Raw genomic sequence first — 22591 nt, forward strand, 5'->3', positions numbered from 1 at the left:
GTCAGATCGCCGTGACCGGGTTGATCAGGCTGCCGATCCCGGTGGCGCGGCATTCCACCACATCACCGTCGGCGAGGAAGACCGGCGGCGCCATCTGGTAGCCGCAGCCGCCGGGCGTGCCGAGGGTGATGACATCGCCGGGTTCGAGGGTGATGCCCTGGGACAACCAGGCGATCACCGCGGCGGGGGAGAACAGCATGTTGCCCGCCGACTCCTGTTGCCGCACTTCACCGTTCACCAGCAGCTCGGTGGTGATCGCGGTGAGATCGCCGATCTCGTCGGCGGTGACGACCGCGGGCCCGAGCGGGCAGTAGGTGTCCTGGCCCTTGCCGTAGAAGAACTGGCTGGTCCGCAACTGGAGGTCGCGCGCCGACACATCGTTGACCAGGGTGTAGCCGAAGATGTGGCCGGGCGCGTCGGCCTCGCTGATCCAGGTGCCGCCGCGCCCGATGATCATGGTGAGTTCGGCCTCGTAGTCCAGTTTCGCGGTCAGCCGCGGATCGAGCACGATCGGGGCACCCGGGCCGACGACCGCGGTGACCGGTTTGGAGAAGAACAACGGGATCTCGGGGATCTCCACGAGAAGGTCGAGCGCCTGCGCGTTCTGCTCGATGTGGGAGCGGTAGTTCATCCCGACGCAGAAGACGTTCTTGCGGGGCCGGGGAATCGGCGCGAGGAGCGTGACATCGGCGGTATGGCACAGGTATTCGGACGAGGTGTGATCGGTGGCGGTGTCGTCCGCCCACTTCCGGGCCTGCGCCAGCGCCGCGGGGCCACCGTCGATCAGCGACAGCAGGGATCCGAAGACCGGGTCGCCACCGGAACGGCCGGTCAGATCCAGGATCTCGTCCGCGTCGCGGTGCACGCCGAGCCGGGCCTCCCCGCCCCGCGTGAAGGTCACGAATTTCACGACTGCGCCTCATCTCACCGATCCGACAATATTTTGGGATCCCAAGATTCTCGAATCCGTGTTACGTCCATGTTGCGCGGATCTTTCCGCCGGTATCCGGGTCGAGAAGATCGTGTTGCGGCGCAGGCGAGCGCCGGGCTTCCGACGGTGCTCGCCGGAACCCGGATGGTGCACGCGGGGCCCGTATTGCGGTGCGGGGGAATCGGTTCGGCGGGCATGCGCCGGATCGCCTGCGCCGAGTGGATCGCCCGGGCCGGTCTGATCGCCCGGGTCGCCCAGGTCGGCTGGGTCGCCTGCGCCGGTCTGGTCGCCCAGGTCGGCTGGGTCGCCCGGGGCGCCTGCGATCGCCTGGATCGCTCGGCCGCCCAGGTCGGTCTCATCGCCTGAGGTCGCACCACCTGCGTCGGGGCCGGGCGGCGCGGCAGGTTCAGTTCTTGCGGCAGGTGAAGTCGAGCAGTGCGGCCGCGGGATTGTCGAACCGGATATCGGTGCCGTCGCTGCCGGTTTCGAGCGGGGCGTCGGGGTCGGGTGCGAAACCGGCGTCGTCGGTGACCTCGGCCCCGCGGTAACGGACGCCGTCGGTCGCGTCCGGGTTCGGGCCGGTGAGCCACTGCGCCGCGGCGGCGGTGGGTGTCGTGCCCAGCAGGCGGACGTTGATCGTCCGGTGGACGTTGCGATCCAGATCCTCGACGACGACACGAATGTGACCGTCGGGCATCCGGACGGCGTGGGCGGCGACGTTCGCGGCCGAGTCCGACACCGATGTCGGCAGGAAGGTGCCGCCCGTCATCCGGGCTACCAGCAGCCCGGCGTAATAGGGCGGCTCGGCGTGCAGGCGGCCGGATTGCGCGGCCTTGTCGTCGGGGAAGCAGAGCCAGGTGTAGCTGCCGCAGTCGTAGGGCTGCTGGTGCATGCCGACGCCCGCGATACCCGCGGCGGCCGCGCTGAGCAGGTAGTCGACCGTCCACAGCGCCGCGCCGAAGGTGTCGGTGATGCCGGCCTGCCCGCCGCCGGAGACGCTGTTGGTCTCCGACAGGTGCACCGGCAGCCCGGCCACGGTGCCACGGCGCACCAGATCGTCGAAGACCAGCCGGGCCGCGGCGGCGGTGTTACGGGAATCGAGCTGGTCCAGCACGGCCGGATTGGCCAGCCAGGGCATCTTCCCCAGCGGGTAGTAGTGCTCGTCGAGGAATGCCGTGTTGTCCCCGAACGCCGCGAGATAGGCGGCGATCCACTGGGCCGTATCGGTCGCGCTCACGCTGCCCTGCGGGCCGCTCTGCACCGTCGAGGTGTCCGGGCCGTCGTAGCGCACACCCGGCGCGGCGGCGTCGATCGCGGTCCGGTACGCGCGGGCGTCGCTGATGTAGGTGGTGGGGGTGTACAGCTTGGCGTGCACGATGGGGAACGAGTTGGGCTCGTTGCCGATCTGCACCGAGCGCAGTCGCGGTCCCAGCGCCGCCTGCGCCGCGTGGACCTCGTCGGCCGCCGCGGCGGGGTTGTTCGCGAGCAGGTTCACGCCCAGATCGACCGGCCATCCGCTCACCCGCGCCAGATCGTCGACCCGGGCGAGGTCGGCCGGGGTGACGACCGCGCCGCCGGGTGGCGGGGCGGCGGCGTTCTGCCAGGCGGTGGTGTCGACGGTGTTGGCGGAGAAGCGCAGTGAACCGGGTCCGAGCGTGCGCAGATATCCGGCCAGGTCGCCGGTCCCGGTGCCGACCCAGGGCTGGTGCATCACGTCCGCTTCCCAGGACAGGCCGACGAAATCGGCCGGGATGGTGCGGCCGCCGGGCACGGTGGTGTCGACGGTGATCGTCAGGACCGGATCGGACTGCGTCGCTGCGGCCGAAGGCATTGCCGCGCAGGCAAATCCGAGCAGGGTGGTGACGACCAGCGCACCCTGCCGCAATCGTGATGTCGTCCATGTCCGTCGCACAGGTGTGGCACCTTCCGCTCGGCCGGGTACCTCTCCAGTATTACGTGACCGGCACGCTGGTGCGGTAGAGGTTGTCCGTTGCCCGCGTGTCCGGCGTGCCGCGTCGTCGCGCTCGCCCTCTCTCCACCCATAGGCTCGAAATATGTTGCGCGCATGGCAGTTAGGTGTCGATCGGATTGCCGGGAAGCGGCCGCTCGGGTGTGTCCGGGAGCCATGCCGCGTGCCGAGGATCACGTGCCGGCGTTGCCGGGGCCGGTGGCCGCCGATCTTGGATACCATGGCGGCGTGGGGTTCACCGGATTCGGTCCAGGCGATGTGGTGTATTTCCCGGAGGGGCCGTTCAGCGGTGTCTGCGGGGTCGTGCGGGAGGTCGACACTCGAAGAGCGAAACTGCGTCTGGATTTCGGGGAGGGACTCGTGCACCGGGAAGGGGGCGTGCTGCGCCAGCGATGGCACAGCCTGACCGTCGGCTTCGACGAGGTCGAACTGGCGTAGCGGGAGCGGCGCAGATCGGACCGGCCGCGAGCGGCACCGCCGCAAGCCGCATAGGCGCGGGCGGCACCCGCTCAGGCCGCATCGACTCAGGCCGCATAGGCGCGGGCGGCATCGGCGCGGGCCGAATCATGGCTGCCGCGTGCTCATTTCGCGTCGCCGTAGCATTCGACCACGGCCGTGGTGAACGGGAATCGTACCGGGGTCGCGCCGAAGACGAGACGGCCCGCGGTCTCGGCCGCGCTGCCGATCGCCTCGGCGACCGTCGCGGCCTCCTCCTCCGGGCAATGCACGATCACCTCGTCGTGCTGGAAGAAGACCAGTTCGGCGCGCAGCCCGGCGCTGGCCATCGCCTGGCGCAGGCCTGCCAGCACGAACAGCGCCCAGTCGGCGGCGCTGCCCTGCACCACGAAGTTGCGGGTGAAGCGGCCGCGTGCCCGCGCCCTCGGGGTGCTGCCGTAGCCGCCGGAACGCGGCTGTTCGTCGTCGATCTCGTCGAATGCCGTGGCGGGCGGGCAGGTGCGGCCCAGCCAGGTGCGCACGAGCCGGCCCTCCTCACCGGCCGCCGCCGCATCGTCGACATACGCCATCGCGGCCGGATAGCGGCGGCGCAGTTCGGCCATGTGGGTGAGCGCGTCGCCGGAGGTCTGGCCGTAGATGGCGCCCAGCAGGGCGACCTTGGCCTGGGCGCGGTCGCCGCCGAAGGCGCGGGCCGCCAGATCCGCGTACATGTCCTCGTCGCGACCGGCCACCTCCATCAGGCCCGGATCGCGTGAGATGGCCGCGAGCACCCGCGGTTCCATCTGCGCGGCGTCGGCGACCACCAGTCGCCGGCCCGGATCCGCGCGGATCGCCTGCCGCACCACCTTCGGAATTTGCAGGGCGCCACCACCGTTGGTGGTCCAGCGGCCGGTGACGGTGCCGCCGGGCAGATATTCGGGACGGAACCGGCCGTCATGCACCCACTGGTCGATCCAGGACCAGCCGTTGGCCGTGTACAGCCGGTACAGCGACTTGTACGCCAGCAGCGGCGCGACGGCCGGGTGATCGATCTGCTTCAGTTCCCATTTCCTGGTGGAGGACAACGGAATTCCCACTCTGGCGAAGGCCCGGACGATGTCCTGGGGCAGGTCGGGCCGGACCCGGACGCCCGGCCCGAAGGCGCGCGACACCTCCTCGGCCAGCTCGGCCATCCGGCGCGGCTCCCCGCCGGGAATGCGCTCGCCCAGTGCGGAATCGAGCAACTCACGATGGATGTCGGCCCGCCAGGGCACCCCCGCGCGCGACATCTCCGCGGCCACCAGCATGCCGGCCGATTCGGCGGCCAGCAGCAGCCGCATGCGCTGCGGATGCTCGGCCGCGGCGGTGCGGGCCACCTGCCCGGCGTACACCTCCAGCAGGGCGGTCAGCTCGTCGGTGCCGGACGGCAGCGGAACCGGCCCCGATTCGAACAACGCCGGTTCGGTGTCGGCGCTGCGCGGCGGCGCGTCCGCGGGCACGGGCAGGCCGTGTGATCGCGCCCAGGCGGCGGCCAGCGAACGCGGCTGCCCCGCCTGCCCCTGCTCGTGACCGATCAGCAGCGACTCCGCGGCCTCCACGTCGTAGCAGCGGTCGACCCGCACCCCGGCCGCCAGCAGTCGCCGGTAGTTCTCGGCGGTGGCCCGCCAGATCCACCGCTCGACCTCCGGTCGCGCCCGGATCGCCTCGGTGAAGGAGGACTCGCGCAGCACCGGACCCGCCGGTCGGCCGGTCGCATCGACCGGGCACAACCGCGCGCCGAAATCACCGTCGGCCACCACCGCCCATCGCATACCCGTCAGTCTGGCAGTGACCTCGGACAAGTTCGGTTCCGGATGCTCCGGTCGGATTGTTCGTGCGGCCGGATCCGGTCGCACGGCGGGTGCGGCGACAGACGCCGGCACGCGTCGCCGCAGCGCTGGCCGGGCGGTCGTAACGGGTTGTCGCGGTGCGGGATTGCCGCTGTCGGTGTGATCGTCAGCAGTTCGCCGTGGAATTCGGCCTCGCCGTCGATGAAGGCTGCGTGCCGCCGGACGGAATGCGTTGTCCCCGTTCAGACCTTCTTGCCGATGGCGCCGTAGAGCGAGACCCGCTTGTCATGGCTCGGCGGGTGCTCGATGCCCTCGTTGCGCCAGCGGTGGATGACCACCACCCCGGGTTCCAGCAGTTCCAGATTGTCGAAGAAACGGGCCACCTGATCCCGGTTGCGCGGATTGACCGGGATACCGCGGTCGATATAGACCTGCAACAGCCGGGCCATGCCGTCCGGATCGTCGGCGCCGTCGTCGAACTCCGTGGTGACATGCGACATCGCCAGATACGAGCCGGGAGCCAGTGCGCCCATGAGGGTATCGACGATCTTGTAGACGTCGCCGGGCACGAAATGCAGCAGCGCCATCATCGACAACGCCACCGGCTTGCTCAGATCCAGGGTGTCGGTCAATTCCTTGGAAGACAGGATTCCGGCCGGATCCTGGGCCTCGGCCTGCACGTACGCGGTGCGGCCCTGTGCGGTGCTGACCAGCAGCGCGCGCGCGTGCGCGTAGACGATCGGATCGTTGTCGACGTAGACGACACGCGACTCCGGAGCGAGTTCCTGGGCGACCTGATGCAGATTCGGCTCGGTCGGGATACCAGTCCCGATATCGAGGAACTGCCGGATGCCCTGGCCCACCAGGAATTTGGTGGCGTGGTGCATGAATTCGCGATTGGTGCGCGCGGTCAGCCGGACCGACGGGAAGTCACGCAGGGCCTGCTCGGCGGCGCTGCGGTCGGCCTCGTAGGAGTCCTTGCCGCCGAGGAAGTAGTCGTACATCCGGGCCGGGTGCGCCACGTCGGTATGCAGATCGATAGGGCCGTCGGGCACAGCAACATCTCCTTGGTGACGCGGGGATCTCTATTACGCAGATATACCGTATCGGGCCAAGCGGCCCAACGAAATCCGACGGACTGCCCGGAATTTGCCACCCGCGCCCGGGAAAGTCGGCGGCCGGCTCACCCGCGGCCGCCGGCGCGGCCGAGCAGCAGGGCGCGCTCGGCGGCATTGGCGGTGAGTGCGGCGGCCGTGGCGAATTCGCCGCGGGCCTCCTCGGTCCGGCCCAGCCGGGCCAGCAGATCCCCGCGCACGGCGTGCAGCAGGTGGTAGCCGTCGAGCCGGCCGGTCTTCGCGACCACGTCGGCCACCTCGAGCCCAGCGGCCGGACCGTACACCATCGCCACCGCCACCGCCCGGTTCAGTTCCACCACCGGCGACGGAAACCGTTCTGCGAGAATCGCATACAGTCCGGCGATGCGCCGCCAATCGGTGTCGGCGGCGGTCGGGGCCATGGCGTGGGCGGCGGCGATCGCGGCCTGCAGCGTGTAGCGGCCCGGCGGGCGGGCCTGCGCGGTGTCCAGCGATCGGGCCCGGCCCAGGGCTGCGAAGCCGCGGCGGATGTACAGGTGGTTCCACCGCGAGCGGTCCTGATCGGCCAGCAGCACCGGATCCTGGTCCGGTCCGCCGCGGGCGCCCAGCCGCGACGCCTGCAACTCCAGCAGCGCCGCCAAACCGTGCACCTCCGGTTCGCCGGGCAGCAGCCCGGCCAGGATGCGGGCCATGCGCACGGCGTCCTCGCACAGTTCGGTGCGCATCCAGGCCGCGCCCGCGGTGGCGGTGTAGCCCTCGTTGAAGATCAGGTAGAGCACCTCGAGGACGGCGTCCAGCCGCACCGCCAGCTCCGGTCCCGACGGCACCTCGTACGGCACCCGTTTCGCGGTAATGGTGCGTTTGGCTCGGACGATCCTCTGTGCGACAGTCGATTCCGAGACCAGATAGGCGCGCGCGATCTCCTCGGTGGTCAGGCCCCCGATCATCCGCAGGGTCAGCGCCACCTGGGCCGGGCGGGTCAGGACCGGATGGCAGGCGGTGAACATCATCCGCAGCAGATCGTCCTGGGGCGGCTGCTCCGGCGGCGTGCGCTGCTCGATCACCAGGTCGTGACCGAGCAGCGCCAGTTTGCGGGTGAAGGTGGCGTGGCGGCGGATCCGGTCGATGCCGCGGTGTTTGGCGGTGAGCATCAGCCAGCCGCCCGGATTCTGCGGAATCCCGTCGCGCGGCCACTGTTCGAGGGCCGCGACCAGGGCGTCCTGGGCGAGTTCCTCGGCGGCGCCGATATCGCCGACGATCCGGGTCAGTCCCGCCACCAGGCGGGGCCATTCGATCCGCCACGCGGCCTCCACCGCGCGGCGCGCCGCCTCCGCACTCGTTCCGGTCACCGCCGGCCGCTCACTCCGGCTCGACGACTTGCCGGACCTCGACCTCGATGTCCCACTCCGGGCCGTGGATGCGCAGGAACCGGGAGGACCACTCCACCGCCTCGTCCTGGGAGCGGGTCTGCAACAGGCAGTAGCCGCCGATGACCTCCTTGGCCTCGGTGAACGGCCCGTCCACGACCGTCTGCACGCCGCCGGTCTGCCGGATGCGCACGCCCTCCTCGATCGGCCGCAGTCCGGCGGTGTCGAGCAGCACGCCCGCCTTGGTCATCTCCTCCAGCAGTGTGCCCATGTCCTCCATCAGCCGTTCGTCCGGTCCGTCCACCGGGGTGGCGGCGGGGTCGAGGCGAATCAGGGTCAGGTAGCGCATCTCGGCATCCTCTCGTGTCGATGGGGCAGGCCGACTGTCGGCCCCTGCATACTCCTCGAACGAGAACCGAGGTCGATCGACCCGATGTACTGTGATGTCGGTCACAAATCTTGGACCGGATGCAGTAGTCGCGCGAGCAGTTCCTCGGTGACCTTCGTGAGACGCCGCGCCGCCTGCGGGTCGAGAGTGGGCAGTGCGGGATCGACCCGATTGCCGCGATCGATCGCGGTCAGCGGTTCGGACGGCGGGTGGTCGATGAAATCGCTGATCGGCGCGATGGATTCGGCGATGGGCCGGGCCCGCGCCGCGGCGGCGAGCCGGAGCAGCATCCGCACCGGCCACGCCAAGGGGGACAGGTCGCCGCTGCGGGTGAAGCCGGGGTGGTACATGACGAACCGGGCCCGTCCGGCCTCTTGCTGCGCGAAGCCGACCCCGAGCAGGTCGTTGGCGCGGGCGCCCTGGACCATCGCCCGAATCGAGCTGTAGCGGCCGGTCAGCTGGAGATCGTCCCAGTCGATCGAACCGGCCGTGGTGCCGACCCCGGCCACCGCCACGATGACCGGATCCGGCGCCGCGTCCAGTACCGGTCGCAGCCCTCGCGAGAGCAGATAGCGGCTCAGGTAATACAGGGCGAAGGTGTACTCCAGCCCGTCGGCGGTCTCCCGGCGGCGCGGGCTGTGCCGGTTCGCGAACAGCAGCAGCGCGTCGACGACGGGGTACCGCGCGACGATCTCGTCGATGACCCGCCGGTTCTCGGCCACCGAACTGAGGTCCGCGCGCACGATGTGCAGCCGGTCCGCGGCGCCGAGGTGCTCGGCGGCCTCGCCGAGCGCGGCGATCTTCGCCGGATTGCTGCCGACGGCGACCAGCCGGTCACCGCGGGCCAGCCGGGCCAGTGTCACCGCCCTGCCCATGCCATCGGTGGCTCCGCTGACGACAATGGTCCTACCCGGATCGGGCGTGGTGGAATCTGCCATGTGCCGATCATCGATACTTCCGTGGACCGGCGAAAGAAGGCAGTTCGATGTCAGGTACGCACACCGATGTGCCCTCGATGCTGGCCTACCGGCTGCCGGCGCCCGTGCCGGCCGCCGAGCACGCGGAGTGTCCCGTCACCGACGTGCTGCGCCGGGTGGGCGACAAATGGTCGGTCCTGGTGCTGGTGTCGCTGGGTGACCGCCGCCGCCGGTTCAACGAATTGCACCGCTCGATCGAGCACATCAGCCAGCGCATGCTGACCCGCACGCTGCGAATCCTGGAGCAGGACGGCCTGATCGAGCGCGAAGTGCACCCGACCGTGCCGCCCGGCGTCGAATACGGCCTGACCCCGCTGGGCCGCGGACTGCTGGTCCCGCTGTCCGCCCTGGCGGACTGGGCCGTGGCGAACCACCACCACATCGAGACCGCTCGCGGCCGGGTGGACCGGTCGTGGGAGGCCACCGACGCGCGCTGACCGTTCGTCGCGGACAGGCCGGTGGCGGGTTCCGGATCGTGCGAGCCCGGCGAATTCACCGCACCAGCAGGTTCTGCGGACGTGTGGGTGTCCGCGTAGGTGGGTCGGCTCCTCCGTCGACTGCACTCGGGCTGGTCGGGTGGTTGCGGGGTGGCGGCCGATGGGTTCTGCGCGCGGGGCCGGCAGTCACTCCGGTGGCGGGTTCGGAGGATGCGCCGCTGCGGGTTTCGGCGGGGTGCGCGGGCCGACGGTTCAGTCGCGGAGCACGTCGAACACCGCGGTTTCGTCGCGATCGCCGTGACCGGCCGCGACCGGGCGGGCCAGCTGCTCGCGGGCGGCGCGGCCGAGGGCGGCGGGGGCGCCTACGCTGTCGGCCAGTTCGACGCCGATACGGGTGTCCTTCAGTCGCAGGGCGGCGGTGAAGGCGATGTCCTCGTCGCGGCGGCCGTCGAGCATGCCGCGGCTCGCGCGGATCACCGTCGGGCTGGCGGCGCCGCCCCGGCTCAGGGTGCCGACCACCGTCTCGAGGTCCAGCCCGGCCAGTTCCGCGGTGCGCAAGGCCTCGGCGGTGGCGGCGAGTTGGACCGATCCCAGCAGGTTCTGAATCAGTTTGTAGGTGGTTCCGGCGCCGATGCCGCCGAATCGGACGATGTTGTCGCACAACGGTTCCAGCAACGGCCGCAGTTCCGGCAGCAGGTCCTCGCCGACACCGGCGAAGAGGGTGAGGCGCCCTGCGGCCGCGGCGTCGGGGAGGCCTGTCACCGGGCAGTCGACGTAGCGGAAGCCTTGTGCGGCAGCATGTTCGGCGAGGTCCAGCACCCACGGGCGGGACAGGGTGGAACATTCGACGGCGAATGCGTTCGGGGCGGTGGCGGCCAGCGCTCCGGTGTCGCCGAGCCAGACCGCGCGTGAGGCGACGTCGTCGGCGACCATGGCGAAGACGGCCTCGGCGCCCTCGGCAGCGGCCCTGGGGGTGTCCGCCGCGGTGGCGCCGGCGGCGACCACGGGGGCCACCTTCTCCGGTGACCGGTTGAAGACCCGCACCCGATGCCCGGCGGTCACCAGTCGCGTCGCCATCCCGGATCCCATCCGGCTGCCCGCGCCGAGGAATGCAATCGTCGCCATTGCCCGGACCCTACCGGCGTGCCCGCCCGGCTCCCGAACCTGGGAGTCGCACGGTTCGAACCGGACTTTCTCCCAGTCGGTCGCCAGAAAACTGACATTTCCGTCACAGCAACGCCCGGTTCGATTCCTGTAGGCCACGTCGCAGTGGCCGGAGATCGATAGAAAGGCATGACAGTGGGTTCCACTACACAGGCCGGGCGCCGCCGCGCGGCGGTGGGCCTGGCCGCTGTCGGCGTCATGCTGGCAGCCCCGCTCACCGCACTGGCGACCTCGGCATCCGCCGACCCGGGCCTGGGCGGATTGATCCAATGTGTCACCGGATCCAGCTGCGGCGGACCGGGAATCCCCCCGGGCGATCCGGACCAGCCCGCCCCTCCGCCCGGCAGTCCCGACTGGCCCGGAGCCCCGGACCTGAGCAATCCGGGCGACCCCGGCTATCCGGGCGGGCCGGGTTACCCGGGTGGGCCCGGGAATCCGGGATATCCGGGTGGACCCGGCTATCCGGGCGGTCCCGGTTACCCCGGTGGACCCGGGTACCCGGGCGGTCCCGGTTACCCCGGTGGGCCGGGGAATCCGGGTGGGCCCGGGCCGGGTCACCCCGGCGGGCCGGGCGGTGGCCCCGGCGGTCCGGGCAATCCTGGCGGCGGCAATCCCGGCGGTGGTGGTCCCGGCGGCGGGATGGGAGGTCCCGGTGGTGGTGGTGCTCCCGGGGGTGGCATGGGTGGTCCCGGTGGGGGTGGCCCCGGCGGTGGCATGGGTGGTCCCGGTGGGGGTGGCCCCGGCGGTGGGATGGGCGGCCCGGGTGGTGGGATGGGCAGCCCGGGTGGTGGGATGGGTGGTCCGGGTGCGGGCAGTCCCGGTGGTGGCATGGGTGGCCCAGGTGCGGGCACTGGCGGACCCGGCAATTCCGGACCGGGCGGAGTGTGCACCACCGGTCCGACCTGCTGAACCGCTGACGGCGAAACGGCCACACCCCCGAATCGGGGTGTGGCCGTTCGTGTTCGAACGCTGTGTGTTCATCGTGGGCCGTCGCTGGGCGCTACGGTGTGGTCGGGTGGAGACGGGTTGCCGGGTATCCATACGAAGGCGGCCGGTGTTCCGGTTGCCGGGGCAACACCCGAGTCAGTTCTGACAGGTACATCCTCGATCTGCGGTCAACCGCAGTGCCGCCCGCGATCTCGGTGGAACCAGCCGGACGGGCACCGGCTCCGATCGAAGTGAACGATTGTGCTGCAAGCGATTCCGGCTGAACTACTAGGGCACGCTCGCCAGGTACTCGCGCAGGGTGTGCGGCGGGCGGCCGGTGAAATGCCGGATCGAGTCCGTGACCTGGTACAGCGAGTGGCCGGATCCGATCGCGGCGAACAGTTTCCACAGGTCGGCGAGGTGGTCGACGACGACCTCGTCGCGGTACAGGTCGGTCGCGGTCTGCCGCCAGCGATCCGGGTCGACATCGACGTAGCGGACACCGAACGCCTCCGCGGCCCGACCCGCGGTGGTGATCTCGCCTGCCAGCCAGTACACCGGGTCGACCGGGCCCGGGGCCAGCAGCAGCGCGGTGCCGACGGCGGCGACATCGGCGGCCGCGATCAGCGGCAATACGGTGTCCGGGGAGCCCAGTGGCAGTGCGAGTTCGCCGCAGTGCTCGACCACGACGCGGAGGTTCTCGAAGAACACCGCCGCGCGCAGGTGCACGGCGCCGATGCCGGCCCGGTCGAGGACTTGTTCGGCCACCCAGTGGCGGCGCATGTGCGGGGTGCCCGCCGCGGGATCGGAGCCCAGTTGCGAGACCGCGACCACGCGCTCCAGGGCGCTCTCGTGCGCGGCGGCGGCGAAAACGGCTGCGGCGTCCAGCATTCCGGCCGTGACCGGATAGGTGAAGTAGGCCCGCCGGATGCCGCGGAGGGCGGGCGCCACCGTGCCGATCTCGCGCAGATCGCCCACGACCACCTCGGCGCCGAGCTCGCGCAGTTCGGCCGCACGGGCATCGTCGGCGCGCACGAACGCCCGGACCGGATGATCGCCGGCGCGCAGCGCCTCGGTGACCCGGCGGCCGGTGCCGCCCTGCGGTCCACCGGCCGCACCGGTGACGAGAATGGGTTCCACGGTGACTCCTCAGCTCTGCGTGGGAAGTTCGAGGGTGAAGACGCCGCGGTCGGCGAGGGTGGTGAGGAATTCCACGGCATCGAAAGCCTCGCCGGGGCTCAGCACGCCGCTCTTCACCCCGCCCTCGGCGATCCGGATCGCCGCCTCGGCCGCGATCAGTGCGCTGACCCGCCACAGGTCGCGGCCGCGCACATGTCCGGCGGCCGCGCCGTGCGCACCGAGAACCTGGACGGCGACGGTGTATTCGCTGTCGGCCCGTTCCTCGGCGGGGAGGCTTTCACTGGTGAACGCTCGTTCCTCCTCGAAGGTGCGGGCGGTCAGCTGCGCCTCCACCGCGCGGGTGCGGACGTGCCGGGGCACGGTGAGCGGTTCCGGGAACGGGACCGGGGCGATCATGGTCCGCGGGCCCACCGGCGGCGGGAAGGCGAAGACCGCGTTGCGCGGCTCCACGAAGCCGAATTGCAGTGCACCGTCGGCGAATCCGATCCGATCGGTGTCGGCGAACAGTAGCCGGGCGGTGGCGACCGCGCCGGTGGTCATCTTCCAGTTGGCGACCGAATAGGCGACGGTGACCCGCTCGATGTCGGACATGCCCCGGGCCACCGCGCCGGCCAGCAGATCGCCGAGTCCGCCGTAGAAGCTGGCATCGGGCAGCATCGTGAACCCGCCGCGGCTCGCGGGTGCGCCGAATTCCTCGAAAAGCCTTCGGACATGGTGCACTTCGAGCGCGTGGTCGACATAGTGGCGACCGGCCGCCGCCGCGGCGGCGGCCAGCGGCAGGCCGGTGGTGGCGAACGGTCCCGCGCAGTTGACGACGATGTCCGCGGAATCCGCCAGTGCCCGTAGCGATTCCGGATCATCCACCGATGCGGGGTGGATGCGCGGCTGCCCGAGGGCCGCGAGCCGCTCGGGATCGCGGCCGGACAACACCACATCCTTGCCGCGGGCGAGAAGTTCGGAGGTGACGAGGCGGCCGGTATGGCCGGTGGCCCCGTAAATGGCGTAGATCGTCATGGTGATCAACTTCCATACTGTGGGTATGTAAGAGATTTACATACCCACAGTATGTAAGTCAAGGCGCGCAACCGGTTACATTTGGCTGGTGAGCACCCGCCGTACCCAGGCCGAGCGGACCGACTCGACCACGGGCCGGTTGCTGGACGCTGCCCGAACCCTCTTCGGCCGCAACGGCTACGCGGCCACCTCCGTCGAGGCGATCACGACCGAGGCCGGGCTCACCAAAGGCGCCGTCTACCACCACTTCGGCGACAAGGCCGCGCTGTTCCGCGCGGTCTTCGTGGCCGAACAGCAGTGGATGGCCGGGGAATTGGAACAGGTCGCGCAGGCCGCGCCGGACACCTGGACCGCCCTGTTGCGGGGCTGCGGCACCTTCCTGAACCTGTGCCTGAACCCCCGGTGCAGCCGCATCGTCATGCTGGACGGGCCCGCGGTGCTGGGCTGGGACGCGGTGCGCGACATCGAGGCCGACCATGTGCTGCGGGTGCTGTCCGACGGCCTGGCGCGGGCCGCCGCCGAGGGCCGATTGTCCCAGGGCGACCTGCGGATCCGCTGCCACCTGCTGTTCGGCGCGCTGTGCGAGGCCGGAATGTTGCTGGCGCGCACCGCCGATCCGGCCGCGGCGCTGCCGGCGGTGACCGCCGAGGCCACCCGGATGCTGGAGGCCATGCGGGCCTGAACGGATCAGGCGCGTTCGGGCACCGCACCGTGGTAGAAGTACCGCCCCAGACCGACGGTGAAGATCAGGTTGCCGTAGAGGGCATGTTCCACCGACGCGGTGAACAGCGACTGGGTGCGGGCGTAGCGCGAGGCGAAGATCCAGCCGCCGACCCCGCTGGCCGCCACCGAGAACCAGCTGCCGAACAGGATGTGCGCGTAGCCGAACGCGGCCGCGCTCGCCGTCACCATCGCCCGGCCCTCACCGAATACCGGCGCGTAGCGATGGAACAGGAACGAACGGTAGATCAACTCCTGCGGATACACGCTCAACGCGGGATACAGCACCATCACCGCCAGCCAGATCAGCGGATTGCGGCGCGGCAGATCGAACAGATCCTCCCGGCGCAGCCCCGCGACCATCGCCGTGAGCGCCAGCGCGCTCGACCCGGCCAGCGCGGCCATCGGGCGCACCTGTCCCGGTAGCGCTTCCGCCCGCCACAGCGTGGCCCGGTCGAAATCGGGTGACCGCCGCAGATACCAGGCCGCCCCGGCGGACAGCGCCAGCAGCGCCGGAATCGGCGACCGGCCGCGCTGCCACGCGTTGTACACCGTGGTCCCGCCGAAGAACAACGCCGCGTACTCGGCCCCCAGATACAGCCGCCGCCACGGTCGAACTCGCATGCCCACCACCCTAGTTGGTGAGTGCGTCGCGGGCCCGCGGCAGGTGGCCGGCCTGCGGGGTCGGCGCGACGGCCTATCTGGCCTGGGACCAGCAGCGCCGGGCCGAGGAGGAGGCCGCCGCCCGGCGTGTGGCTGGACCGGAGACGCCGGGACTTGCCCGGCCAATTTCCGCCCACGGACGAGCATCCGGCAGTCCGTCCGTTCGGATTGCGGCCTTTCCTGTCGACAGCGCGTTCGCGAGCCGAGGTGGTGTGTGGACGAGCGCTGCCGGGCCTCAACCCGGCAGCGCAGCGGCAATGAGCTTCCGGCGGACCGGTCCGGGGACGGCGAGGAACAGTTCGCCCATGGTGGCCATGGTCCCGGCGAGGTCCGTCCGATCGGACAGGTAGGTGCGCTGCCGCGCCACGGGGAGGGTGAAGAACGCGTCGAAGAACAGGGGAATCTCGGTGGGGGACAGGGTGAGCAGGGAGCGCAGGCCCACCTCGCGCAGGGTGTGCACGGCCCGCGCCCGCCACGGCCGGATCGAGACGCCGGTGGCGGCCGCGTCCGCGGCGGCCAGTGCGGCGGTGACGCTGTATCCGGTGGCCGGGTGCAGGAATCCGCCGGCCGTGCCGAAGCGGTCCCGGCCGAGCCGGCCACCCTGCACCGGGAAGCGGACCCGCTCGACGGCTTCGGTGCCGTCGAGCGCGACACCCCGGGCGCGCAATCGGGCGTACAGTCGGTCGCGGAGCACTGGCAGGCCGAGGGCGGGCCGCCCGGCGAGGCACGTTTCCTCCAGCAGAAATGTGTTGTCGCTCACAGGAACCGCATAGAGAAACGAGCGCGGCTCGGTCGCGCCGGCGCCGTTGTCCAGCCGCCAGTCCATGAAAAGGGGCTCCGCCCAGCGCTGCCGGGGTACCAGCACGCCGAAGGCGGTCTGCTCGGCCAGTTCCGGACGGCGGCGCACGCCCCGGGCATCGACGATCCGGGCCGCCGTGGCGGTATCACCCGAGGCCAGCCGCACCGTGCCGGAACCGGTGGCGTCCCGCCGGATGTCGACGACCGTGTCCGCCACCACCGTCACATCGGTGAGATCCAGCGAGTCGCGCAGGGCGGCATTGTCGAACACCACATAGCGCCGCTCGATCTCGAACGGCCGGGTGCCCCATGCGCGCGGTGTCGGCACTTCCACGGCAACGGTCCCGGGCGCGATCCAGTCGGGGAGTTCGTCGGCCCAACCGGCATACGTGGCCGCCCACAACCGATCCGGATGCGGATCGAATGCCAGCACCGATATACCGTGTGCGCGCGCACGATGCGCGAGCGCTCGCCCGGCCGGGCCGAGCCCGCACACGATGAGGTCGGTCACGATGAAGATTGCAGCAGACGAGTCCACCATGAGTGGTCGGCGGCCCGTAGAGGTGCGGTATTGTCGAAAACACAGCCCGGGGGGACCACCGCTCGAGGGCGCCACGGCGGCCCCGGCTGCGGAAGGTTGGCAGCGATGACGAATCCCCCTGGTCCCGCCGGCTCCGAGCCGCCCGACGAGGCCGAGTGGTGGTCGCAGCCCGATGCCGGTAAGTCCGGTTGGAACACACCGCAACCCGCCTGGGGCGCAAGCGAACCCACGATACCCGCACCGCCCGCGGCCCCGGTGTCGGCGCCGCCCGTACCGCCGACGACGGTGTGGAGCGCACCGCCCCCGCCTCCACCGCCCCTGGTGCAGCAATGGCAGCCCGCCCCGAGCTATCCGCCGGGCTTCCCCACACCCACTCCGCCCCCGATGCGCCGGAAGTCCGGCGGCGGCGGTGTCGTACTCGGCCTGGTGCTGGGCATCGTGCTGCTGCTGGTGATCGGCATCGGCGTGGTCGCGCTGCTGGCGCACGGCGGCAGCTCGAAGAACGACGCCTCGTCGACCTCGACGGTCGTCACCTCCTCGGCGGTGGCGTCGACCGGCTCCAGCACATCGGTGGCGCGGCCGACCACGAGCAGCGTCGCGGCCTCGCGCCACTTCAGCTACACCGAGGTGGCCAAGGACTGGAACTTCAAGCTGGGCAACGTCGCGCTGCACGCGGACTACGTGGATGGCCGGGACCATCCCACCTGCGCCGATTTCGAGGTCGACGGCGCGCTGACCGATCTCGGCTGCAAGTACGCCGCGGAAACGGTGTTCCGCGCCGAGGGCGGATCCCTCATGCTCACCGAGTACGTGCTGGGCATGCAGGACGCCGACCACGCCACCACCGCCGCCGACACGTTCAGCGACAGCGACATGAAGCTGCGGCCCGGTAGCTACATCGCGAACTTCACCGTCGGCAAGTGGGTCGCCGACGCGGAGAAGGACTTCGTGGTGGTCACCTTCGTCACCACCACGGCGGCCGTCACCGAGGACACCGCGAAGAACTACCTGCACTACAAGCACACCGACATGACCGGGGCGCTCACCTTCCGGTGAGGGTTCAGAGGCTGCCGGTGGCCAGCAGGCCGCCGTCGACGCGCACCACCTCGCCGGTGATCCACCCGGCGGAGTCCGAGACGAGGAAGCCGACCAGCGCGGCCACATCCTCGGGAGTGCCCAGGCGCTTCATCGGATATCCGGCCGCGGCGGCCTCCTCACCGGCGGCGTACAGCGCGTCGGCGAACTTCGTCTTGACCACACCGGGCGCCACGGCGTTGACGCGGATGGTCGGGCCCAGTTGCCAGGCCAGTTCCTCGGTGAGGCGGATCAGCGCCGCCTTGGAGGCGCCGTAGGCGGCGATCACCCCGGTGGAGCGCAGACCGGCGACGCTCGCGACATTGACGATCGCCCCGCCGTGGGTCTGCATCCAGGCCCGGTACGCCTCCTGGATGTAGCCGAGCGTGGCGACGACGTTCACATCGAAGAGTTTGCGGACCGCGTCCAGATCGGCGTCCATCAGCGCGCCGAACACGGGGTTGATCCCGGTGTTGTTGATCAGGATGTCCAGCGACCCGAATTCGGCGACCGCGGTCATCACCGCGTCGCCGCGGGCGGTGGCGTCGCCGGAATTGCCCGCCTGCGCGAGCACCGTGCCCGGATGGCCGAGCGCCCGCAGTTCCGCGGTGGCCTCCGCCAGCGGTTCGGGCTTGCGCGCGGTGATCAGGACGTGCGCCCCGCGCGCCAGCAGCTCCGCCGCGATCGCCTTGCCGATGCCCCGGCTCGCGCCGGTGACCAGTGCGCCCTTGCCCGCCAAGTCGTCGGTCATAGCCGCCGACGGTACCCGAGCCGGGCGGCCCCCGGCGGGCTCGTCGCGGCCTCGTTACCGGCGCGATGCGGCCCTCACGGCGGACACCGGTAAAATGAGTGGTCGGCGTGCGGGTAGCGGGACCACACTCGGCACGAGCCGCCGCCAACCCCGTCACAATCAGCTCGAGGAGACCTTTGTGATCACCGCGACCGACCTGGAGGTCCGGGCCGGAGTCCGCACCCTGCTGACGGCGCCCGGATCGGCGCTGCGGGTGCAGGCCGGCGACCGGATCGGCCTGGTAGGCCGCAACGGCGCCGGGAAGACCACCACGCTGCGCATCCTGGCCGGCGAGGGCGAGCCGTACGCCGGGCAGGTCGTCCGCTCCGGCGAACTGGGCTATCTGCCCCAGGACCCGCGCGAGGGCAATCTGGGCGTCCTGGCTCGCGATCGGGTGCTGTCCGCCCGCGGCCTGGACACCCTCATCCGGGAGATGGAGAAGCAGCAGGCGCTGATGGCGGAGGTCGCCGACGACGCCGAACGCGAGAAGGCGGTCCGCAAGTACGGCCGGCTGGAGGAGCGGTTCTCCGCCCTGGGCGGGTACGTCGCCGAGAGCGAGGCGGCCCGGATCTGCCACAGCCTGGGCCTGCCGGATCGGGTGCTCGGTCAGTCGTTGCAGACCCTGTCCGGTGGCCAGCGCCGCCGGATCGAGCTGGCCCGCATCCTCTTCGCCGCCTCCGACGGCAGCGGCGGCAAATCCGGCACCACCCTGCTGCTGGACGAGCCCACCAACCACCTCGACGCCGACTCCATCACCTGGTTGCGCGGCTTCCTGCAGAGCCACGACGGCGGCCTCATCGTCATCAGCCACGATGTGGATCTGCTCGAGGCCGTGGTCAACAAGGTGTGGTTCCTGGACGCGGTGCGCGGCGAGGCCGACATGTACAACATGGGCTGGAAGAAGTACCTCGATGCCCGCGCCACCGACGAGCAGCGCCGCCGCCGCGAGCGCGCCAACGCCGAGAAGAAGGCGTCGGCGTTGAAGCAGCAGGCCGCCAAGCTGGGCGCCAAGGCGACGAAAGCCGTTGCCGCCCAGCAAATGCTGAAACGCGCCGAACGAATGCTGGCGGAGGCCGACGAGATCCGGGTGGCCGACAAGGTGGCGCGGATCAAGTTCCCCGAACCGGCCTCCTGCGGCAAGACCCCGCTGATGGCGAGCAATCTCACCAAGATGTACGGCTCGCTGGAGATCTTCACCGGTGTCGATCTGGCCATCGACCGCGGCAGCCGGGTGGTGGTGCTGGGCCTCAACGGCGCCGGCAAGACCACGCTGCTGCGCCTGCTGGCCGGTGTCGAGCAGCCGACGGCGGGACAGCTGGATCCCGGATACGGCTTGAAGGTCGGCTATTTCGCCCAGGAACACGACACCCTGGACGACGCCGCCACGGTGTGGGAGAACATCCGCCACGCGGCTCCGGATGCGGGCGAACAGGATCTGCGCGGCCTGCTCGGCGCGTTCATGTTCTCCGGCCCGCAGTTGGAGCAGCCGGCGGGCACGCTGTCCGGCGGTGAGAAGACCCGTCTCGCACTCGCGGGCCTGGTGTCCTCCGCGGCCAATGTGCTGCTGCTGGACGAGCCGACGAACAACCTGGACCCGATCTCCCGCGAGCAGGTGCTGGACGCGTTGCGCAGCTACTCGGGTGCGGTCGTGCTGGTCACCCATGATCCGGGCGCGGCCGAGGCGCTCAATCCGGAACGAGTGATCCTGCTGCCCGACGGCACCGAAGATCACTGGTCACAGGATTATCTGGAGCTCATCCAACTCGCTTGAGCCCCTTGGCCCGTCGCACCGGCACACCCTTTGCCGGGATTTTGGTGATCCGAATCACACGGAAACGTTGATCACAACGGCCGGAGTGTCTAGCCTTGAATAAGGCTGCAGGGCAACCGGAGGAAGCCATGAGTGACAGGCCCGCACAGGGGAAGTCTGCATTGGGTAAGGGCACGCGCGTCACCGGAAAGTCGCGAGACCGACTGCAAACCCAGTTGAAGAAACAGTACGAGGCGGGTGCCAGCATCCGTTCACTGGCCCGCGAGACGGGCCGTTCGTACGGGTTCATCCACAACGTACTGGTGGAGTCGCATGTGCAACTCCGCAGTCGTGGTGGCGCGAATCGCCGCAAAGCGACCAGTAAGTAGGCCGCCGCGTCACCGGTGACCAGATAGTTGGCCAGGCTCGCGAACAGCGGCAATCCGGTCTTGATCTCCAGATAGGCGAACTGGCCCTGAGGGTTCACCTCCAGGAAGTAGTACTCGCCGTCGAGACCGAGCCGGATGTCGAGCACCCCGAACACCAGTCCCAAGGCGCCCATCAGGGTGTTGAGGGATTTGCTGACCGCCGCCGGCAATCGTCCGGGCCGGAAGTCGACCGAGGTGTCCAGGCGCGAATCGACCCGTCCCACACCGGATTGCGAGTCGATGCGGGTCGTCCACTCGACACCGTCGATCCAGACCACGCGCAGATCGCAGTCCGCGTCGACGTAGTCCTGGAAGGTGGTCGGCGCCCAGCGGATGCTGTCGAGCCGGGCCAGGTCGGCCGCGGTGACCAGGCGGGTCTCGGAGAATTCCGCACGCCCGGTACCGGTGCGCTTGTACACCACCGGGCCGGGCCGGGATTCGGCGAAGCTGCGGGCTTCGTCCGGGTCGGTGGTGACCAGGGTCTCCGGGACGGCGAAGCCGGACCGGCGCGCGACCTCGAGCTGGACCAGTTTGCGGCTCGCGGTGCGCTCGGCGCCCGGGTCGTTGACCCACAGCGCGGGCAGCGACCAGAGCAGGCCCTGGAGGAAGCCGTCGCATTCGGCCTGCCGGTATTCGTCGTCGGCGCGGCGGGTGCCCGGCGGCACCTCGGTGCGGCGCGGGCGGCGCCACCACACGGCGCTCACCTCGTCGAGGCCGGGCAGCTGTCCCAGGTTGCGGCCGACGCCGGCCCGGTCCAGCCGGAAACTGCCACCCGCCCTGGGGAAGTCGCGCATGTCCAGGCGCAGTGGGGACAGCCGATGGTCGCGGAGCAGGGTCGCGGCCACCGCGTCGGCGTGCAGATCGTCGGACTCGGTGACGATCAGCACCGCGCCGGCCGGTCGAGCGGGCACGGTGGCGCCTAGTCCAGGCTGTCGCAGGCGATGCCGTCGTCGCTGCGGGCGAAGGATCGGGTCTGGCAGCAGGTGAGGGTGGCGCCACCGACGCCCGGCCGGGTGCTGAGATGCAGTGTGTCGGCCCACTTCTCGGTGAGCTGCTGCAACTGTTCGTCGCCGCGGGCGGGGGAGTTGTTCGGAGGCAACGTCATCGGGCGCTCCGTGAGCGCGATACGCCGCCGCTGCGTGAAATCGGCGGTTGCGCCGGGCCGGACCCGGACCAGCGCGGAGCCGGACGTGGAATCGGCTGGTGCGCCGAACGTTTCGATGTCGACGATATCGCCGGGGTCGAAAGTCCATGTGCCCTCGCCGACTCGCACCACCACCGCGCGGTCGGACACGGACACGAGTTGGCCGGACAGGGTTGCCGCGGTGGCGGTGGCGCCCGCCTGCGGCGCCGCGACATCCGGATCGGACGAGGGGACGACCTCGATCATGGTGTGGTCTCCGATCTGCTCGCTGTTTGCTACGGGACCTGAACGGGTACCGATCATAGCGTGGTCGCGGTGCGGATCGACCGGCATCGGGATATTCGGTGACACTGTGGCAATCCTCGCGTGGATGCCCGAAATGCCCTATCGCCGTGAGTTTTTCGTTCGGGATATCGCGTCCGGCAACCCTCGGGTCACGGCTTGCGGCGGACCGAGGCCTCGACGAGGTCCAGCACCGCGTCGAGATTGTCGTTGGCGTGCCCGGAGGCGATGCGGGCGATCAGCCCGTCCAGCACCAGATCCAGGTAGCCGAGCAGCACGTCCGTGGGGACGTCGTCACGCAGCGCCCCCGCCGCCTTGCGGCGTTCCAGCCGGGCCAGGGTGGCGGCGGTGAGCTCGGCCGAACGCTGGGTCCAGCCCGCGGCGAACTCCGGATCGGTGCGCAGCCGCCGCGCGATCTCCAGCCGGGTGCCGAGCCAGTTGTACTCCTCGGGATGCGCGAGCATGTCCCGCATCACCTGCACCAGGCCCTGATTGGCCGCGACGTCGGCCATCCGCTCGGCGTCCTCCTGGGCCAGCGCGAGGAACAGCGCGTCCTTGTCCCGGAAGTGGTGGAAGATCGCACCACGGGACAGTCCGATCGCCTCCTCGAGACGCCGTACCGTGGCGCCCTCGTAGCCGTATTCGGCGAAGCAGCTGCGCGCTCCGTCGAGTATCTGGCTGCGGCGGGCCGCGAGATGGTCATCACTGACCTTGGGCATGGCTCCTCCA

Annotated in this window: 24 protein-coding genes; 9 read left to right on the plus strand and 15 right to left on the minus strand. The window is 70.5% G+C overall.

The annotated features are described in order from the left end of the window. Position 1: 1 nt before the first annotated feature. The gene (locus LBW94_RS03635; RefSeq protein ID WP_225060926.1) at positions 2–910 is read right to left on the minus strand and encodes a fumarylacetoacetate hydrolase family protein; all 909 of its coding nucleotides are present in this window, start codon (positions 908–910) and stop codon (positions 2–4) included. Between the two features lie 165 nt (positions 911–1075). On the opposite strand from LBW94_RS03635, the gene LBW94_RS03640 reads away from it, so the two are divergent. Further along, positions 1076–1297, plus strand: coding sequence for a hypothetical protein (locus tag LBW94_RS03640; protein WP_225060927.1), 222 nt, complete (start codon positions 1076–1078; stop codon positions 1295–1297). Between the two features lie 40 nt (positions 1298–1337). Here LBW94_RS03640 and LBW94_RS03645 read toward each other — a convergent pair whose 3' ends face one another. Further along, complete coding sequence (locus tag LBW94_RS03645; RefSeq protein ID WP_225060928.1) at positions 1338–2843, minus strand: hypothetical protein; 1506 nt, start codon at positions 2841–2843, stop codon at positions 1338–1340. Between the two features lie 285 nt (positions 2844–3128). Here LBW94_RS03645 and LBW94_RS03650 point away from each other — a divergent pair, with 285 nt between their 5' ends. Continuing rightward, positions 3129–3338 (plus strand): hypothetical protein, encoded by a 210-nt coding sequence (locus tag LBW94_RS03650; protein ID WP_225060929.1) that lies wholly within the window; start codon positions 3129–3131, stop codon positions 3336–3338. A gap of 143 nt (positions 3339–3481) precedes the next feature. On the opposite strand, the gene LBW94_RS03655 is transcribed toward LBW94_RS03650, so the two are convergent. From LBW94_RS03655 to LBW94_RS03675, 5 genes are all read right to left on the minus strand, one after another. Beyond that, positions 3482–5146 carry a bifunctional 3'-5' exonuclease/DNA polymerase gene (locus LBW94_RS03655; protein WP_225060930.1) on the minus strand — a complete coding sequence of 555 codons (1665 nt, stop codon included), beginning with the start codon at positions 5144–5146 and terminating at the stop codon, positions 3482–3484. A gap of 260 nt (positions 5147–5406) precedes the next feature. Further along, a complete protein-coding gene (locus tag LBW94_RS03660) occupies positions 5407–6219 on the minus strand; it encodes an SAM-dependent methyltransferase (RefSeq protein ID WP_225060931.1) in 813 nt (270 codons plus the stop codon). 128 nt (positions 6220–6347) lie between these two features. Beyond that, positions 6348–7607: an RNA polymerase sigma factor gene (locus LBW94_RS03665; RefSeq protein ID WP_225060932.1), complete on the minus strand. Its 1260-nt coding sequence runs from the start codon at positions 7605–7607 to the stop codon at positions 6348–6350. Positions 7608–7617: 10 nt separating this feature from the next. After that, positions 7618–7974, minus strand: coding sequence for a YciI family protein (locus LBW94_RS03670; protein WP_225060933.1), 357 nt, complete (start codon positions 7972–7974; stop codon positions 7618–7620). 101 nt (positions 7975–8075) lie between these two features. Further along, entirely contained in the window at positions 8076–8951 is an 876-nt protein-coding gene (locus LBW94_RS03675) for an SDR family NAD(P)-dependent oxidoreductase (protein WP_225060934.1), read from the minus strand. A gap of 47 nt (positions 8952–8998) precedes the next feature. Here LBW94_RS03675 and LBW94_RS03680 point away from each other — a divergent pair, with 47 nt between their 5' ends. Next, entirely contained in the window at positions 8999–9427 is a 429-nt protein-coding gene (locus LBW94_RS03680) for a winged helix-turn-helix transcriptional regulator (protein WP_225060935.1), read from the plus strand. Positions 9428–9679: 252 nt separating this feature from the next. On the opposite strand, the gene LBW94_RS03685 is transcribed toward LBW94_RS03680, so the two are convergent. Beyond that, positions 9680–10552, minus strand: coding sequence for an NAD(P)-dependent oxidoreductase (locus LBW94_RS03685; RefSeq protein WP_225060936.1), 873 nt, complete (start codon positions 10550–10552; stop codon positions 9680–9682). A 559-nt stretch (positions 10553–11111) separates the two neighbouring features. Between LBW94_RS03685 and LBW94_RS03690 the strand changes: the two genes are divergently transcribed. Continuing rightward, positions 11112–11684, plus strand: a complete 573-nt coding sequence (locus tag LBW94_RS03690; RefSeq protein ID WP_225060937.1) for a hypothetical protein — start codon at positions 11112–11114, stop codon at positions 11682–11684. Positions 11685–11806: 122 nt separating this feature from the next. On the opposite strand, the gene LBW94_RS03695 is transcribed toward LBW94_RS03690, so the two are convergent. Beyond that, on the minus strand, positions 11807–12658 hold the full coding sequence (locus LBW94_RS03695; protein WP_225060938.1) for an NAD(P)H-binding protein: 852 nt from the start codon (positions 12656–12658) through the stop codon (positions 11807–11809). Positions 12659–12667: 9 nt separating this feature from the next. Then, positions 12668–13672 carry a saccharopine dehydrogenase NADP-binding domain-containing protein gene (locus LBW94_RS03700; RefSeq protein ID WP_225060979.1) on the minus strand — a complete coding sequence of 335 codons (1005 nt, stop codon included), beginning with the start codon at positions 13670–13672 and terminating at the stop codon, positions 12668–12670. Positions 13673–13760: 88 nt separating this feature from the next. Between LBW94_RS03700 and LBW94_RS03705 the strand changes: the two genes are divergently transcribed. Further along, positions 13761–14354, plus strand: a complete 594-nt coding sequence (locus LBW94_RS03705) for a TetR/AcrR family transcriptional regulator (RefSeq protein ID WP_225060939.1) — start codon at positions 13761–13763, stop codon at positions 14352–14354. Between the two features lie 5 nt (positions 14355–14359). Here the strand turns inward: LBW94_RS03705 and LBW94_RS03710 are convergent, their stop codons facing one another. Both LBW94_RS03710 and LBW94_RS03715 read right to left on the minus strand, forming a co-directional pair. Beyond that, entirely contained in the window at positions 14360–15016 is a 657-nt protein-coding gene (locus LBW94_RS03710) for a CPBP family intramembrane glutamic endopeptidase (RefSeq protein ID WP_225060940.1), read from the minus strand. 274 nt (positions 15017–15290) lie between these two features. Beyond that, positions 15291–16394: a lycopene cyclase family protein gene (locus LBW94_RS03715; RefSeq protein WP_225060941.1), complete on the minus strand. Its 1104-nt coding sequence runs from the start codon at positions 16392–16394 to the stop codon at positions 15291–15293. Between the two features lie 105 nt (positions 16395–16499). Between LBW94_RS03715 and LBW94_RS03720 the strand changes: the two genes are divergently transcribed. Then, positions 16500–17450: a hypothetical protein gene (locus LBW94_RS03720; protein WP_225060942.1), complete on the plus strand. Its 951-nt coding sequence runs from the start codon at positions 16500–16502 to the stop codon at positions 17448–17450. Between the two features lie 4 nt (positions 17451–17454). Here the strand turns inward: LBW94_RS03720 and LBW94_RS03725 are convergent, their stop codons facing one another. Continuing rightward, complete coding sequence (locus LBW94_RS03725; protein WP_225060943.1) at positions 17455–18219, minus strand: SDR family oxidoreductase; 765 nt, start codon at positions 18217–18219, stop codon at positions 17455–17457. A 178-nt stretch (positions 18220–18397) separates the two neighbouring features. Here LBW94_RS03725 and LBW94_RS03730 point away from each other — a divergent pair, with 178 nt between their 5' ends. The 3 genes from LBW94_RS03730 to LBW94_RS03740 all read left to right on the plus strand — a co-directional run bounded on the left by LBW94_RS03730 (position 18398) and on the right by LBW94_RS03740 (position 21359). Continuing rightward, the gene (locus tag LBW94_RS03730; RefSeq protein WP_225060944.1) at positions 18398–20029 is read left to right on the plus strand and encodes an ABC-F family ATP-binding cassette domain-containing protein; all 1632 of its coding nucleotides are present in this window, start codon (positions 18398–18400) and stop codon (positions 20027–20029) included. Between the two features lie 128 nt (positions 20030–20157). Further along, positions 20158–20397: a helix-turn-helix domain-containing protein gene (locus LBW94_RS03735; RefSeq protein WP_026342841.1), complete on the plus strand. Its 240-nt coding sequence runs from the start codon at positions 20158–20160 to the stop codon at positions 20395–20397. Between the two features lie 269 nt (positions 20398–20666). Next, positions 20667–21359, plus strand: a complete 693-nt coding sequence (locus LBW94_RS03740; protein WP_225060945.1) for a hypothetical protein — start codon at positions 20667–20669, stop codon at positions 21357–21359. Here LBW94_RS03740 and LBW94_RS03745 read toward each other — a convergent pair. Further along, positions 21356–21826: a hypothetical protein gene (locus tag LBW94_RS03745; RefSeq protein ID WP_225060946.1), complete on the minus strand. Its 471-nt coding sequence runs from the start codon at positions 21824–21826 to the stop codon at positions 21356–21358. The genes LBW94_RS03740 and LBW94_RS03745 overlap by 4 nt on opposite strands. Positions 21827–22014: 188 nt before the next feature. Continuing rightward, on the minus strand, positions 22015–22581 hold the full coding sequence (locus LBW94_RS03750) for a TetR/AcrR family transcriptional regulator (protein ID WP_225060947.1): 567 nt from the start codon (positions 22579–22581) through the stop codon (positions 22015–22017). Positions 22582–22591 lie beyond the last annotated feature (10 nt).

The organism is Nocardia sp. alder85J, assembly GCF_020176955.2.
Lineage (GTDB): Bacteria > Actinomycetota > Actinomycetes > Mycobacteriales > Mycobacteriaceae > Nocardia.